General features: G+C 53.5%; 13 protein-coding genes. 12 read left to right on the top strand and 1 reads right to left on the bottom strand.

Going from position 1 to position 14,676, the window contains the following annotated elements; genetic code table 11:
- Window positions 1-80: 80 nt before the first annotated feature.
- From cccB to argF, 7 genes are all read left to right on the top strand, one after another.
- Window positions 81-446 carry a cytochrome c551 gene (gene cccB / locus AC3WQH_RS17305; RefSeq protein WP_025844275.1) on the top strand — a complete coding sequence of 122 codons (366 nt, stop codon included), beginning with the start codon at window positions 81-83 and terminating at the stop codon, window positions 444-446.
- Window positions 447-635: 189 nt separating this feature from the next.
- Window positions 636-1,676 carry an N-acetyl-gamma-glutamyl-phosphate reductase gene (argC, locus tag AC3WQH_RS17300; protein WP_007777988.1) on the top strand — a complete coding sequence of 347 codons (1,041 nt, stop codon included), beginning with the start codon at window positions 636-638 and terminating at the stop codon, window positions 1,674-1,676.
- A 13-nt stretch (window positions 1,677-1,689) separates the two neighbouring features.
- A complete protein-coding gene (argB, locus tag AC3WQH_RS17295; RefSeq protein ID WP_005829867.1) occupies window positions 1,690-2,490 on the top strand; it encodes an acetylglutamate kinase in 801 nt (266 codons plus the stop codon).
- A 13-nt stretch (window positions 2,491-2,503) separates the two neighbouring features.
- Window positions 2,504-3,685 carry an aspartate aminotransferase family protein gene (locus AC3WQH_RS17290; protein WP_005829869.1) on the top strand — a complete coding sequence of 394 codons (1,182 nt, stop codon included), beginning with the start codon at window positions 2,504-2,506 and terminating at the stop codon, window positions 3,683-3,685.
- 205 nt (window positions 3,686-3,890) lie between these two features.
- Entirely contained in the window at window positions 3,891-4,997 is a 1,107-nt protein-coding gene (locus AC3WQH_RS17285; protein WP_005829871.1) for a carbamoyl phosphate synthase small subunit, read from the top strand.
- Window positions 4,990-8,232 (top strand): carbamoyl-phosphate synthase (glutamine-hydrolyzing) large subunit, encoded by a 3,243-nt coding sequence (carB, locus tag AC3WQH_RS17280; RefSeq protein ID WP_007777977.1) that lies wholly within the window; start codon window positions 4,990-4,992, stop codon window positions 8,230-8,232. Before AC3WQH_RS17285 ends, carB begins: the two co-directional genes overlap by 8 nt.
- Window positions 8,177-9,148: an ornithine carbamoyltransferase gene (argF, locus tag AC3WQH_RS17275; protein ID WP_005829874.1), complete on the top strand. Its 972-nt coding sequence runs from the start codon at window positions 8,177-8,179 to the stop codon at window positions 9,146-9,148. Before carB ends, argF begins: the two co-directional genes overlap by 56 nt.
- 262 nt (window positions 9,149-9,410) lie before the next feature.
- Here the strand turns inward: argF and AC3WQH_RS17270 are convergent, their stop codons facing one another.
- Window positions 9,411-9,683: a hypothetical protein gene (locus AC3WQH_RS17270; RefSeq protein WP_327991080.1), complete on the bottom strand. Its 273-nt coding sequence runs from the start codon at window positions 9,681-9,683 to the stop codon at window positions 9,411-9,413.
- Between AC3WQH_RS17270 and AC3WQH_RS17265 the strand changes: the two genes are divergently transcribed.
- The 5 genes from AC3WQH_RS17265 to argH all read left to right on the top strand — a co-directional run bounded on the left by AC3WQH_RS17265 (window position 9,583) and on the right by argH (window position 14,622).
- Window positions 9,583-10,134 (top strand): DUF5317 domain-containing protein, encoded by a 552-nt coding sequence (locus AC3WQH_RS17265; protein ID WP_122906193.1) that lies wholly within the window; start codon window positions 9,583-9,585, stop codon window positions 10,132-10,134. The genes AC3WQH_RS17270 and AC3WQH_RS17265 overlap by 101 nt on opposite strands.
- Window positions 10,118-11,455, top strand: a complete 1,338-nt coding sequence (locus AC3WQH_RS17260; RefSeq protein ID WP_007777973.1) for an HD-GYP domain-containing protein — start codon at window positions 10,118-10,120, stop codon at window positions 11,453-11,455. The genes AC3WQH_RS17265 and AC3WQH_RS17260 overlap by 17 nt, the downstream gene beginning before the upstream one ends.
- A 114-nt stretch (window positions 11,456-11,569) precedes the next feature.
- Window positions 11,570-11,866: a hypothetical protein gene (locus AC3WQH_RS17255; protein WP_141333637.1), complete on the top strand. Its 297-nt coding sequence runs from the start codon at window positions 11,570-11,572 to the stop codon at window positions 11,864-11,866.
- Window positions 11,867-11,920: 54 nt separating this feature from the next.
- Entirely contained in the window at window positions 11,921-13,180 is a 1,260-nt protein-coding gene (locus tag AC3WQH_RS17250) for an argininosuccinate synthase (RefSeq protein ID WP_005829883.1), read from the top strand.
- A complete protein-coding gene (gene argH, locus AC3WQH_RS17245) occupies window positions 13,177-14,622 on the top strand; it encodes an argininosuccinate lyase (protein ID WP_005829884.1) in 1,446 nt (481 codons plus the stop codon). The genes AC3WQH_RS17250 and argH overlap by 4 nt, the downstream gene beginning before the upstream one ends.
- Window positions 14,623-14,676: the final 54 nt, after the last annotated feature.

The raw sequence follows: 14,676 nt of genomic DNA, 5'->3' as shown, positions 1-14,676 counted from the left end.
ATTCGCAGGGCCACAGGAATGAATAGCCCGCTGCGGAGGCATACTGAGCGAAGAATTTCTACAACAAGGAGGGAACCGCTTTGAAACGCATCCCACTGTTTACGGTTGCGGCTGTACTCGCATTCTCGCTCAGCGCCTGTGGCGGCGGCAATCAGCAGACGCAGCCCCCTGCTGAAAAATCGGCTACGGAGACACCTTCGACAACCGCTCCATCTGGTAGCTATGACGCGGCTACGGCAGAGGCGTTGTTTAAAAACACCTGTGCAGGCTGTCATGGACAATCGCTGGAAGGTGCTGTCGGGCCGAATTTGCAAAAAATTGGCGGCCAACTGAGCAAGGAGCAGATTTTGGAAGTGCTGAATAACGGAAAAGGTTCGATGCCGCCTGGCCTGGTAAAAGGGACAGACGCGGAAAACATCGCTGCTTGGCTGGCCGACAAAAAATAAAGGTGAGTTGGACAAAAGACGCTCGGGTATGGAACCCGGCGTTTTTTTGTATAAAAGGGCCCCTTGCTAGCGACTTCCCGCTTTGCCAAATGAAGCAGAAACAGATTTGCTAGTTGTATTCCGTTTGAATTTTTATTATTATTCATGTATAAAAATACAAACGAATGATGGGAAGAAGGGGAGAGGTGCATGGTTCGGGTCGGAATCGTTGGGGCAACCGGGTACGGCGGTGCGGAGTTGATCCGTCTGCTGGCTGGCCACCCTCAGGTTGAAATAGCGAATGTTTATTCAAGTTCAGCAGATGGAGAGGGGCTGGAGAAAACCTTTCCTCACGTAGCGGGACTGGGACTGCCAAAGCTTTTGCCGATTGACGCTGACAGCATGAGCGCCGCAAATGATCTGATTTTTCTCGCGACGCCTGCTGGCGTAAGTGCCGGGTTGTCTCCGCAACTGGTAGCAAACGGCGTGAAGGTCATTGATCTGTCCGGCGATTTTCGCCTGGAAAAAGGCGAGGTGTACAAGGCGTGGTACAAAAAAGAGCCTGCGCCCGCCAACTTTGTCGAACAGGCGGTTTACGGCCTGACGGAATGGAATCAGGAGCAGGTGGCAGGCGCCAGCCTCATTGCCAATCCGGGCTGCTATCCGACAGCGACCTTGCTTGCCTTGATCCCTTTGCTGAAAAGCGGATGGGTGCAACCGAACAGTTGGATCGTCGACGCCAAGTCGGGCGTGTCCGGAGCGGGACGCGGCGTATCGCTTGGCGTGCATTACAGCGAAATCAATGAAAGCATTCACGCATACAAGGTGGGAAGCCATCAGCATACGCCAGAGATTGAGCAGGAGTTGCAAAAGCAGAGCGGCGTGGAGACGGTCGTCCAGTTTACGCCGCATCTGGTGCCGATGACGCGCGGGATTTTGGTCACTGCTTACGGACAGTTGTCCGCAGAGGTGACGCAGGCGCAAATTCAGGAGCTGTATGAAGCGACTTATGCCGACAAGCCGTTTGTCCGTGTGCGCCCAGCCGGAAGCCATCCGCATACAAAAGAGGTTTACGGTTCGAATTACTGCGACATTGCGATTCATGTGGATCAGCGCACTGGCCGCGTTGTTTTGCTGTCGGTGATCGACAACATGATGAAGGGCGCAGCAGGCCAAGCTGTGCAAAACATGAACGTCATGTACGGACTGCCGGAGAAAACGGGGCTGCCGCTCGTTCCGGTATATCCGTAGAGGAGGAGAAGCAATGCAGGGGATAGTAGTCATCAAGTGCGGCGGAAGCACGATGGATCAGTTGCCGGATTCTTTTTTTCAGGCGATCGCGAAGCTGCAGCAGGAAGGCAGGCAGATCGTCATCGTGCACGGAGGCGGACCGGCGATTAACGGCATGCTCGACCGCGTTCAGATTACTCCGCAGTTTGTCGACGGGCTGCGCGTGACTTGCGAGGATACGCTGCGCGTCGTGGAAATGGTTTTGTGCGGCAGCATCAACAAGGTGCTGGTGAGACGGCTGACGCAGGCAGGCGCCAAGGCATGGGGCGTGAGCGGAATTGACGGTCAGACGCTGATCGCGCAGAAAACGGCGAAGCCGCTTGGCTGGGTAGGGGAAATTACGAAAGCAAATACGGCGATACCGCAAGCGATTCTGGCGCAAGGCTACGTCCCGGTGATCGCGCCGCTTTCCGTAAGCGAGGATGGGGCGAATACGTACAACATCAATGCCGATGTGGCCGCAGGAGCGATTGCAGCGGCACTCGCGGCGGAAAAGCTCATCATGGTCACGGACGTTCCCGGCATTCTGCGCCCGCAAGCAGACGGCACGAAGGCAGTCGTTGCGCAAACGAGCGCAGAGGAGATTCAGGACATGATCCAGTCCGAGATCATCACGGGCGGAATGATTCCGAAGGTTCAGGCAGCGCTGGACGCGCTCGGCCAGGGAGTGGACCAGGTGGTCATTTGCCGGGGGACGGCCGAGGATCTGCTCGGCGTGTGCACAGGGGAAGCAGTCGGAACGACCGTCAGAATGAACGTGAATCACGCGAACTAAGGAGGGAATGGACATGAGTACAGTGACAGCGCCTGTGCATGTGATGAATAACTATGCGAGATGGCCGATCAGTCTGGTAAAAGGCCAAGGAAATCAGGTGTGGGACGACCAGGGGAAACAGTATCTCGATTTTACTTCAGGGATTGCGGTGACGTCTTTGGGGCATGTCCCGCCAAAAGTGACAGCCAAGCTGCACGAACAGCTCGATACGCTGTGGCACTGCTCCAACCTGGTGCACATTCCGCAGCAGGAGATTTTGGCGGAAAAGCTGAGCCGCTTGTCCGGGCTCGATCAGGCGTTCTTTTGCAACAGCGGGGCGGAAGCCAATGAGGGCCTGATTAAGCTGGCCCGACGCTACGCGCAAAAGGTGAAAGGAGAGGACCGCTTCGAAGTCATCACGTTCGAGCAGTCTTTTCACGGACGGACGCTGGCGACATTGACGGCGACCGGGCAGGAAAAGGTCAAGGATGGCTTCGCGCCGTTGCCGCCGGGCTTTGTCACCGTGCCGTACAACGATCTCGCAGCAGTCAAGTCGGCGATTACAGACAAGACGTGCGCGATCATGCTGGAGCTGGTTCAGGGCGAGGGAGGCGTGCATCCGGCAGAAGAAGCGTGGGTCAAAGCGCTGCGCGACTTGTGCGACGAGCACGGCTTGTTGCTTTTGGTGGACGAAATTCAGACAGGAATTGGCCGCACCGGCACGTGGTTCGCTTTTCAGCAATACGGGGTGAAGCCGGACGCGATCTCGCTGGCAAAAGGATTGGGCAGCGGGTTCCCGATTGGCGCTGTAGTCGCCACGAAGGAAGTGGCCGCAGCCTTTGCGCCAGGGACGCACGGAACGACGTTTGGCGGCAATCCTTTGGCAGCGACCGCGGGAATCGCTACCTTGGCGACAATGGAAGAGGAGCAGATTTTGCAGCAGGTCGCCCATATTCACGACGTGCTGATGCAGGAGCTGGAAAAGCTGCATGCTGAGCATCCCGACAAGGTCGTCGCGGTTCGGGGCAAAGGACTTCTTCTGGGCGTGGAGCTGACGATTCCGGCAGGCGACGTGGTTGCTTATGCACGGGAAAAAGGCGTGATTCTGCTCACGGCTGGTCCGCAAGTAGTGCGCCTGCTGCCATCCTTCGTCACGACGGATGAAGAAGTAAAGCAGGCAATGGCCGTGTTCGGCGAAGCGTTGGCCCAGGCGTAACGGCAAATATTCCATGATTTGTGAAAATGCAACGAGTCCGGAAAGTCAAAAAACTCGTTGCATTTTTATAATGTTGAATGTATATTAATACAAAGAGTTGCATAAATTCTCGGTATGAACGGCATGAACGTGAATGACTTATTCACCTAAACAGATGCGCCAAATGGCGTTGGCTCTTGCCTATTGGAGAGGAGTGGCTTCATAGATGGATAGAGATAAGCAATCGCTGGGAACGGGCTACCTCACGCTGGAGAGCGGGGAGGTATTTGCAGGGCAGCTTTACGGAGCGCCTATTAACGGTTTCGGCGAAGTGGTTTTTCATACAGGCATGACCGGCTATCAGGAAGTAATGACAGACCCTTCCTTTGCAGGTCAGATCGTGACTTTTACTTATCCGTTGATCGGGAACTACGGAATCAACGAAAACGACTACGAGGCGGCAAAGCCGGCTCTGACGGGGATGATCGTCAGCGAGCTGTGCACAGAGCCGAGTCACTACGAATCGACGAAAACATTGGCCCAGGCGGCGGAAGACTTTGGCTTCCCGATTTTGGCCGGAATCGACACCCGAACCATTACGAAGCGAGTTCGCCAAAATGGTCCGGTTTTCGGGGTGATTTCCGATCAGCCTATGCAGGCGGCGGAGGTTGCGTCACTGCGCTACAAGCACGCGAAAAAATCGCTGGTAGCGAATGTATCCACCCAACAGATCGAGCGTTACCCGGGAGCCGGGGAGCATGTCGTCCTGGTCGACCTCGGGATGAAAAAATCGATTCTGGATGCACTTTTGGAGCTGGGCTGCCGTGTGACCGTCGTGCCGTTCGACACTTCTTTTGCGCAAATTAACGCGCTCGCACCGGACGGCCTGCTGTTTTCCAACGGCCCTGGCGACCCGGAGCATCTGCTGGCGTATTGCAGCGAATGGCGAAAAGCGGTTGAGCAGTACCCGACTTTGGGCATCTGTCTGGGACATCAGGTGCTGGCGCTGATGTACGGCGGCAAAACAGAAAAGCTGGCGTACGGTCACCGCGGCAGCAATCACCCGGTGAAAGACCTGGTGACAGGCAAGGTGTACATGACCTCGCAAAACCACGGGTACGTCGTCAAGGAAGAGTCTTTGGACAAACGGCAGCTCGCCGTCTCGTACCGCAATGTAAACGACGGCTCTGTCGAAGGGCTGCGCCATGTGAGCCTGCCCGTTTTCAGCGTGCAGTACCACCCGGAGGCACATCCCGGACCGAGCGATACTTCCCATATATTCCACCAATTCTTGCAATCGATGCGTGTAGTAGGAGCGAAGAGATATGCCTAAATTGCCACACATTCATAAAGTTCTGGTGATCGGCTCCGGCCCGATCGTCATCGGCCAGGCGGCAGAATTTGACTACGCCGGAGCGCAGGCTTGCCTTTCGCTGAAGGAAGCGGGCGTGCAGGTCGTACTGGTGAACAACAACCCGGCGACGATCATGACAGATGAGCAGGTTGCAGACAAAGTTTATCTGGAGCCGCTCACGGTCGAATCCGTGACGGCGATTATCGCCAAAGAGCGTCCCGACGGACTTTTGCCCACGCTTGGCGGGCAGACGGGGCTGAATCTTGCGGTTGCTCTGGCAGAGGCAGGCGTGCTGGAAGCGTACAACGTTCAACTGCTGGGCACGCCGCTTGCTGCCATTCAAAACGGGGAAGACCGTGAGCTGTTCAAGCAGTTGATGCAGCAAATCGGCGAGCCTGTTCCCGAGAGCGATACCGTGGAATCAGTCGAGGCGGCTATCCAGTTCGCCAACACCATCGGCTATCCCGTCATCGTCCGTCCTGCTTACACGCTGGGCGGCGCAGGCGGCGGTATCGCTGAAGACGAGGCAGCCTTGCGCAAGGTCGCGGCAGGCGGAATTGCGGCCAGCCCCATCGGGCAAGTCCTGATCGAGCGCAGCGTAAAAGGCTGGAAAGAGATCGAATACGAAGTCATGCGGGATGCGAACGACACCTGCATCATCGTCTGCAATATGGAAAATCTCGATCCTGTAGGCATTCACACGGGAGACAGCATCGTCGTCGCGCCGTCGCAGACGCTGACAGACCGCCAGTATCAAATGCTGCGCAGCGCCTCGACAAAAGTGATTCGCTCGCTCGGTGTCGTCGGCGGCTGCAACATTCAGTTTGCGCTCGATCCGCACTCAGATCGCTACGTGCTGATCGAAGTCAATCCGCGGGTGAGCCGCTCCAGCGCGTTGGCTTCCAAGGCGACCGGCTATCCGATCGCGCGGATTGCGGCCAAGCTGGCATTGGGCTACGGGCTGGACGAGGTCATCAACCCGATTACAGGCTACACCTACGCCAGCTTTGAGCCGGCTCTGGACTATATCGTGGTGAAAATTCCACGCTTCCCGTTTGACAAATTCCCGCATGCCGATCGCAGGCTGGGCACGCAAATGAAGGCGACAGGCGAAGTCATGTCGATTGCCCGCAATCTGGAAGCGGGACTGTTGAAAGCCGTTCGCTCACTGGAGCAGGGCTGCACGCACCTGTCCCGTCCGGAGCTTGCTTCCTGGACGCGCGAGCAGCTTGCGCAGTCGTTGCAGGACGCTACCGACATCCGCCTGTTCGTTTTTGCCGAAGCGATCCGCAAAGGCTTCACAGAAGCAGAGCTGCACAGCCTGACAGGCGTCGATCCGTTTTTCCTGCGCAGCTTGCGCAAAATCGTCGATCTGGAAGCGGAGCTGTCCGCACACGACAGCAGCACGCTATCCAGAGAGCTGCTGCTTGCCGCAAAGCGCAGCGGCTTTGCGGATGAAACGATTGCTTCGCTGGTGGGAACCACTCCGCTTGCCATCAAAAAACAGCGCGAGCAAGCAGGCATCACGCCAACTTACAAAATTGTCGATACGTGCGCAGCCGAATTTGATGCGCAGACTCCATACTACTACTCGGATTGGCAAGGAGTAGACGAAGTAGAGACGCTGGCCGGGCGAAAAGTGCTCGTGCTCGGCTCCGGGCCAATCCGCATCGGGCAAGGAATCGAGTTTGACTACTGCTCCGTGCATGCCGCCAAAGCGCTGCAAGCAAGCGGAATCGCGGCCATCGTGGTGAACAACAACCCGGAAACGGTGAGTACGGACTACGAAACAGCCGACCACCTTTATTTTGAACCGCTGCATGTAGAAGACGTGCTGCATGTCGCCGAGCGCGAACAGGTAGAGGGCGTCATGGTCCAGTTTGGCGGACAGACGGCGATCAATCTGGCGGCAAAGCTGGAGCAGGCCGGACTGAAGGTCATGGGCACGACGCTGACCGCGATTGAGCGGGCAGAGGACCGCGAGCTGTTTTACGCGATGCTGCGCAAGCTGAACATCCCGCATATCCCGGGCAAAGGCGTATCGTCCCTGGAAGATGCGACAGCGATAGCGGAGGAAATCGGCTTCCCGGTTCTGATGCGGCCTTCCTACGTCATCGGCGGGCAAGGCATGGTAGTCGTACACAACATCGAGGAGCTGACAGCGACGATCAACGACTGGCTCCACCACCCGCAGAGCGAAGCGTTTTTCCCGCTTCTCGTGGACAAATACGTCCCGGGCCGGGAAGCAGAGGTCGATGCGGTCTGCGACGGGCAGTCTGTCATTATCCCGGGCATTTTCCAGCACGTGGAGAAAGCGGGCATTCACTCTGGCGACAGCGTGGCGCTGTTCCCGGCTCCGGCGCTGTCGGATGAGATCAAGCACAAAATTGCCAGCTACACAGAAGCGATCGCACGGGAAATGGAAGCGGTCGGCCTAATCAACATTCAGTTTGTCATCGACACCGATACCGTCTATGTGCTGGAGGTTAACCCGCGCGCATCGCGGACAGTGCCGATCACGAGCAAAGTGACGGGCATCCCGATGGTCCAGTTGGCTGTGCGCGCCCAGTTGGGGGAAAAGCTGGCGGACATGGGGTACGGAACCGGGCTGCTGCCTGAGATTCCTTTTGCAGTCGTCAAAGCTCCTGTCTTCTCGACCATCAAGCTGAACGGCGTCGACCCGGTACTCGGACCGGAAATGAAGTCGACCGGAGAAGTGCTCGGACTTGGACGGACGTTTGAGGAAGCGGCCGGAAAAGCGTTTGCCTTCAAAGACAACCTGTACGGCGACTGGAAAAACGGTCAGCTTGTCATGATCTCCCTGGCGGATGCGGACAAGAAGGAAGAGATCGGCCAACTGATCGGGCAGCTTCAGGCAGATGGTGCTACTCTCGCAGCGACGGCGGGCACGGCCAGTTGGTTGGCAGCAGCCGGCGTTGCGGTCAAGCATGTCGTGGAAGATGAAGCAGCCTGGAACCAATTGCTGCAAAAAGAGCGGGCAGCCTTTGCGCTGGTCACCGCAACAAAAGGAAATCAACAGGGCAGAAGAGGGTTTGCCTTGCGCAGCCGGATGGTGCAGCAAGGAATCCCGCTGTTCTGTGCAACGGATACATTCTCGTTATATGTGAAGTCCATTATGATGAAAAGAGGTGGCTCTCATGCAGCCAGTGAAGATATTGGAACACTTTCAAAACTTGCCCCTGCAAAAGCATAAAGGAAAAGATTTTCTGCGTGTCGACGAATTTAACGGCGACGAACTGATGGAGTTGCTCCATCTCGCCGCTCACATCAAGCAACTGCAAAAGCTGGGACAGCCGTTCCAGCCTTTGCAGGGCAAGACGCTGGGAATGATTTTTGACAAGGCGTCGACGCGCACGCGCGTCTCCTTCGAAGTAGGGATGCACCAGCTCGGCGGGCTTGGCATGTTCATGAGCGGAAAAGAGCTGCAACTGGGCCGCGGAGAGCCGATCAGCGACACGGCAAAGGTGTTGTCCCGCTACGTGGACGCGATCATGATCCGCACGTTCTCCCACTCTTATGTGGAAGAGCTGGCCGAGCACGCCTCCATCCCGATCATCAACGGCCTGACCGACCTGTACCATCCATGTCAGGCTTTGGCTGACATGCTGACCATCTGGGAGCACAAAGGCAAGCTCAAAGGCGTCAAGCTCGCCTACGTGGGCGACGGGAACAACGTAGCCAACTCGCTCGTTCTCGCTGCCGTTTTGCTCGGCCTGGAAGTGCGTGTGGCGACGCCTGTCGGCTATGAGATGGATGCTGCCATCGTGGCAAAAGCTGTCGAGTACGCGAAAAAGAGCGGCGGAAAAATGATGGTGACGCATGATCCAAAAGAAGCAGTCGCGGGGGCCGACGCTGTTTACACAGATGTTTGGACCAGCATGGGCTTCGAGGAGGAAAACGAAGTGCGCCTGAAAGCATTCGCGAATTACCAGGTAAACGAGCAACTGGTGGCACAGGCAGACCGCAACTACCTTTTCCTGCACTGCCTGCCGGCGCATCGCGGCGAGGAAGTGACCGCAGGCGTCATCGACGGACCAAGCTCCGTCATTTTCGATCAGGCTGAAAATCGCTTGCATGCCCAGAAGGCGATTCTGGCAGCGCTGGTATGAACAAGGTTCTAGTCAAATAGAACTAACCGGAATTAAATCCAATAGACTATGAAACTGTGATTGCCGAATTTTGTCACTTATGTGTAAAATATAGCTAGGAAAGTCGCAAAGAAGTACAGACTGTATCTGGTCGCTTGGTCTGTATGGAGCCAGTAGCGAATCCGCCCTTCTCGCAACCAGTGCGAAAGGAAAGACGGTGCAGAGGCTGTACCTGGTCGCTTGGCCTCTGATTGAAAACCAGTAGCGAAGCCAGCTTTCTCCACTATGCGCGTAAGGAGGGGAAATCGAGATGAAAAAATGGTTCGCAGCGATCTTGATGGTGGTAGCGATTGTTGCTGCTACTTCTGCAAACTTCCATGTCGGATAATAAATTTTTCGAGGAAACACCGCTTGCTTGAGTGGTGTTTTTTCTTAAATCTTTGGAGGCAAGCGGCATGCTTTTGGATGTAATTTGTTTATCTTTTATTGTTGCTTTAATACGAGGGGGGAGAATAAAGGAATTTCCCAAGTTTAAGAAAGTTGTTTTGCTCGTCATTACGATTGTTCTCCAAGTTTGCGCTGCATTTTTTCCTACAGTGGGAGGCATTTTCATTTCGATCGCGTATGTATTTATATTAGCGTTCCTGATATGTAACAGAGAGTTCGAAGACATGCGCATATTTTTGATCGGATGGTTTCTAAATGCTATTGCTATTTGGACAAACAATGGAAAAATGCCTATAGATTTGGAGCAAGCAAAAAAGTTACCATATGATTTAGAGCCTGTTATCAACGGAACGAATTTTAAGCACAGTGTATTGACGGAAAGTTCGAATTTGCCATTTTTAACCGACGTAATTTACATGCCCTTGATTATTCCAAGGGTAATCAGTATTGGGGATATCTTTATTATGTTAGGAGCCTTTTTGCTAGTTCAGCGTTTGATGAATAAACCTATCTCGCTATTACAGCTTCATGAAGGTAAAAGATATGCGACAAAAAATTAATCTCTCTAATCTGATAAAGGGCATTGTAGTGCAGTTTGGCTTTGTTATAGCTGCAATCTGTATTTTTTACAGCTCAATATCGGAATGGGAGCCCAGAGAACATTGGGGAGTATTGTTTACCTATACTCTCCTCACTATCTTTTCCTGTTTTTCGCCTGTGCGAATTTCCAACACTATTTTGACAGTAAATAATGCTGTCATTTTTTCGGGGATCTTGTTATACGGTGTTTGGGTAGGGGTATGGACTGCGTTAATTGAATCGATTATCATTGCTTTTCTGGGAAGGATTCATCCTTTAAAAGCAGCTTTTAACATTGGGCAGCTACTAATGACGATTTGGGTAGTAGCTACTTTGAATGAGTGGATTAACAGTTTCGGTACAATCTCTCCCATCATATCGGATATATTTTTGGCAGTAGTTTACTGGTTTGTAAACCTTATGTTATGTGGATTAGGGATATCTTACTTCTATCAAAACAGTTGGATCCAAACAGTCAAGGCGATGGCCAAGGGGTTCACCTCTACTTATTTATTGCTTATGATTTTAGCAGGCGTAGGTGCCAGGCTGGTAGAGACTTACGGACCACTGACATTGATTCCGATGATGATTGCATTTTATACAATTAGCCATGTCTTTCATCATTACTACGAGAATCTTCAAAGGCTTCAACAAAAGGTTGAAGAGGTCAAATCTTTTAACCACAATTTTCTTACAGCCATGGCAGCCTCCATCGACGCCCGCGATCACTATACCAGCGGACATTCTCAACGGGTTGCTCACTGGGGAAAAGAAATTGCCAAAGAAATCGGATTGCCTGCGGATAAAGTGGAGGAAGTGTATGTTGGAGGCATCCTGCACGATATCGGCAAGATTGGCATCGCAGATGAGATTCTCAATAAAAAAGGAAAATTAACACCTGAGGAATACGATACGATTAAACAGCATACGGTGATAGGATACGAAATTATTTTGCAGGCAGGTATGTTTCATGAGCTTCTGCCTGCGATACGATCACACCATGAACGAATGGACGGCAGAGGATACCCTGATGGTTTGATGGGGGATGAGATCCCGCTCATTGCGAGAATTTTGGCCATATCCGATTCGTTCGATGCGATGGTGGCAGATCGGCCTTATCGAAAAGGGTTGCCGGTCGAGGAAGCCCTTCAGGAAATACGCAGAGGAGCAGGAACGCAGTTCGATCCGGAGCTGGCCAGCCATTTCGTTGCGATAGTGGAAAGACTGCCGCGAGAGGAACTGCAGTGCATTATTGGACAAGAATTAAATCCAAAAAAACAGTTACAGGAGGCAAACAGCTAGCTGCCTCTTGTAACTGTTTTTTGTTTGGACGCTTGCAAAGCAACGGCCAGATTTGGATAGCGGCCATTCAATTTTTGCATAAAAACGTTTCTATGCATGGGACGAGGTACTGGATTGCGCGTTCAATCAATGAAAACCCACTATGATCCTTCCGGGAAAAAGGCTTGCATAAAGGACAATACAGACGGAGAATCAACAGAATTTTGGCTGGCAAACAACGACGCGGAAGCGGTATTGCAAGATCAGCTAAGCCTTGCTACACGCCAAAACCAGCCCCCTTGCAATCAACACGACAACTCGGAAAAGCAAAAGCGCCAGAAGGGATACCGTCCTTTCCTCAGGAAAGCGCTTCCTGATTTTGTCTGTGAAAATATCGCGAATAAACAAGAAAAGTGGTTGTATTTTTATTAACTCGTTTGTATAATTACTCACATGAGAGATACTTCGAAACGGGGAGAGAGAATGATGGCAAAAGATAAAATTGTGTTGGCCTATTCTGGCGGTTTAGATACATCGGTAGCAATTAAATGGTTGCAAGACACCTACAATTTCGACGTAATCGCAGTTGCGCTCGATGTAGGCGAAGGGAAAGACCTGGATTTCGTCCAGAAAAAAGCGTTGCAAGTAGGCGCGCTCAAATCGATCGTCGTCGATGCCAAGGAAGCTTTTGCAGAAGAATTCGTTCTGCCAGCCCTGAAAGCAAACGCGATGTACGAAGGCAAATACCCGCTCGTATCGGCTTTGTCGCGTTACCTGATTTCCCGCGTGCTGGTTGAGATCGCGGAAAAAGAAGGCGCGGTAGCGGTAGCGCACGGTTGCACAGGAAAAGGAAACGACCAGGTGCGCTTCGACGTATCCTTCACAGCGCTCAATCCGAACCTGAAAATCGTGGCGCCTGTTCGCGAATGGGGCTGGACTCGCGACGAAGAGATCGAGTATGCGAAAAAGAACAATATCCCGATCCCGATTGATCTGGACAACCCATACAGCATTGACCAAAACCTGTGGGGCAGAAGCTGCGAGTGCGGCGTTCTGGAAGATCCGTGGGCAGCGCCGCCAGAAGGCGCGTACGATCTGACGAAGTCGATTGCAGATGCGCCGGACGAAGCAGAAGAAATCGAAATCACGTTTGTCCAAGGCAAGCCGACTGCCCTGAACGGCGAAGAGCTGCCTTTGTCCGAGCTGATTTTGAAGCTGAACAAAATCGCTGGAAACCACGGCGTAGGCCGCATCGACCACGTGGAAAACCGCCTGGTGGGGATCAAATCCCGTGAAGTGTACGAGACGCCCGCTGCCACAACCCTGATTCTGGCGCACCGCGAGCTGGAATTTTTGACACAGCCTCGTGAGGTAGCTCAGTTCAAGCCGATCATCGAGCAAAAAATGTCCCAGGTGATCTACGAAGGCCTGTGGTACTCGCCAATTCGCAACGCGATTCAGGCGTTCATCGAAGAAACGCAAAAACACGTGACTGGCGTTGTACGCGTGAAGCTGCACAAAGGCCATGCAATTGTAGTGGGCCGCAAGTCTGCCTCTTCGCTCTACAGCCATGAGCTGGCGACTTACAACGCTGGCGACCAGTTCGACCATAAAGCAGCGCTCGGCTTCATCAAGCTGTGGGGCTTGCCAACAAAAGTGTACGCAGAAGTGAACGAAGGCGTACTGCATGAGAACAAAAACACCGCGATCAAGATTTTGGATGAAAAGGATGCGATCACGCAATGAAACTGTGGGGAGGACGCTTCACGAAGCCGACGAATCAGCTCGTAGAAGAATATACAGCTTCTATCTCTTTTGACCAGAAGATGTGGCGGCAGGACATCGTCGGCAGCCTGGCTCATGTTGCCATGCTGGGCAAGTGCGGCATCCTGCCGATGGAGGAAGTACGTCAAATCATCGCGGGCTTGAAAAAAGTCAAAGACAAAATCGAGCGCGGGCAAGCGGAGTTTTTGGTTGCTCACGAAGATGTTCATATGAATATCGAAAAAATGCTGATTGAAGAGATCGGTCCGGTGGGGGGCAAGCTTCACACCGGACGGAGCCGCAACGACCAGGTCGCACTCGATATGCACCTGTACTTGAGAGAAAAGCTGATGGAGATCATCCAGTTGGCCATGTATTTGCAGGAAGCGCTGCTTGAGCAGGCCAGTCAGCATCTCGATACGGTTATGCCTGGCTATACGCATCTGCAGCGTGCGCAGCCGGTTTTGTTCGGCTACCACCTGATGGCGTATGTCTCCATGCTTCAGCGCGATATCGAGCGGATGACAGAAACGTGGAAACGGGTGAATGTGCTGCCGCTTGGCGCTGGTGCGCTGGCGGGCACGACCTTCCCGATCGACCGGACGTTTGTCGCGGAGATGCTGCAATTCGACGGCATTTATCAAAACAGCATGGACGCGGTGAGCGATCGCGATTTCATCGTGGAGTTTTTGGCGGACGCTTCCTTGCTGATGACGCATTTGTCCCGTCTGTGTGAGGAACTGGTCATCTGGAGCAGCCAGGAGTTTTCTTTTGTAGAACTGGACGATGCGTTCTGCACAGGCTCCAGCATCATGCCGCAAAAGAAAAATCCGGACGTCGCCGAGCTGGTGCGCGGAAAAACGGGCCGTGTCTACGGCAACCTGTTCGGTCTTTTGACAGTGCTCAAAGGCTTGCCGCTCGCGTACAACAAGGACATGCAGGAAGACAAGGAAGGCATGTTCGATACGGTGGCGACGATCCACGGCGCTCTCGCTTTGCTGACGCCGATGATTAAGACGATGCAGGTGCGGACGGAGCGCATGCGCCAGGCTGTCACCAACGATTTTTCCAATGCGACCGATTTGGCGGACTACCTGGTGCGCAAAAACATGCCGTTCCGCCAGGCTCACGAGGTCGTCGGCAGAACTGTTCTGTACTGCATTGAGCAGCAAAAATATTTGCTGGATTTGACGCTGGAGGAGTTCCAAAGCTTCTCGGGAGTCATCGGGGCAGATGTGTACGACGCGCTGGCAGTGGAAACCGTCGTGAACGCCCGCAACGTGCTGGGCGGAACCGCGCGCAATCAGGTCGAAGCCCAAATTGCCTGGTATCAGGAAAAATGGAAAGAGACACAAGTCTGGGTCGATAAAAACAGCCAGAAAGTGATGATCGAGTCGCTGATTGATGTAGGATCGCCAGCGTAACCGATTAGACGGCAGAAAATGAGTACGGATAGGCATACCAGCCTGTCCGTTTTT

This window comes from Brevibacillus sp. FW301-21C12A (genome assembly GCF_058788915.1).
The sequence above is the reverse complement of the archived record's forward strand: the minus strand, read 5'-3'. Positions and strand labels throughout refer to the sequence as shown.

Bases quoted from the DNA above. Each gene is read 5' to 3' on its own strand.
- argC (WP_007777988.1), top strand. From the start codon at position 636: ATGGTTCGGGTCGGAATCGTTGGGGCAACCGGGTACGGCGGTGCGGAG.
- argB (WP_005829867.1), top strand. From the start codon at position 1,690: ATGCAGGGGATAGTAGTCATCAAGTGCGGCGGAAGCACGATGGATCAG.
- AC3WQH_RS17290 (WP_005829869.1), top strand. From the start codon at position 2,504: ATGAGTACAGTGACAGCGCCTGTGCATGTGATGAATAACTATGCGAGA.
- AC3WQH_RS17285 (WP_005829871.1), top strand. From the start codon at position 3,891: ATGGATAGAGATAAGCAATCGCTGGGAACGGGCTACCTCACGCTGGAG.
- carB (WP_007777977.1), top strand. From the start codon at position 4,990: ATGCCTAAATTGCCACACATTCATAAAGTTCTGGTGATCGGCTCCGGC.
- argF (WP_005829874.1), top strand. From the start codon at position 8,177: ATGCAGCCAGTGAAGATATTGGAACACTTTCAAAACTTGCCCCTGCAA.
- AC3WQH_RS17265 (WP_122906193.1), top strand. From the start codon at position 9,583: ATGCTTTTGGATGTAATTTGTTTATCTTTTATTGTTGCTTTAATACGA.
- AC3WQH_RS17270 (WP_327991080.1), bottom strand. From the start codon at position 9,683: ATGACGAGCAAAACAACTTTCTTAAACTTGGGAAATTCCTTTATTCTC.
- AC3WQH_RS17260 (WP_007777973.1), top strand. From the start codon at position 10,118: ATGCGACAAAAAATTAATCTCTCTAATCTGATAAAGGGCATTGTAGTG.
- AC3WQH_RS17250 (WP_005829883.1), top strand. From the start codon at position 11,921: ATGGCAAAAGATAAAATTGTGTTGGCCTATTCTGGCGGTTTAGATACA.
- argH (WP_005829884.1), top strand. From the start codon at position 13,177: ATGAAACTGTGGGGAGGACGCTTCACGAAGCCGACGAATCAGCTCGTA.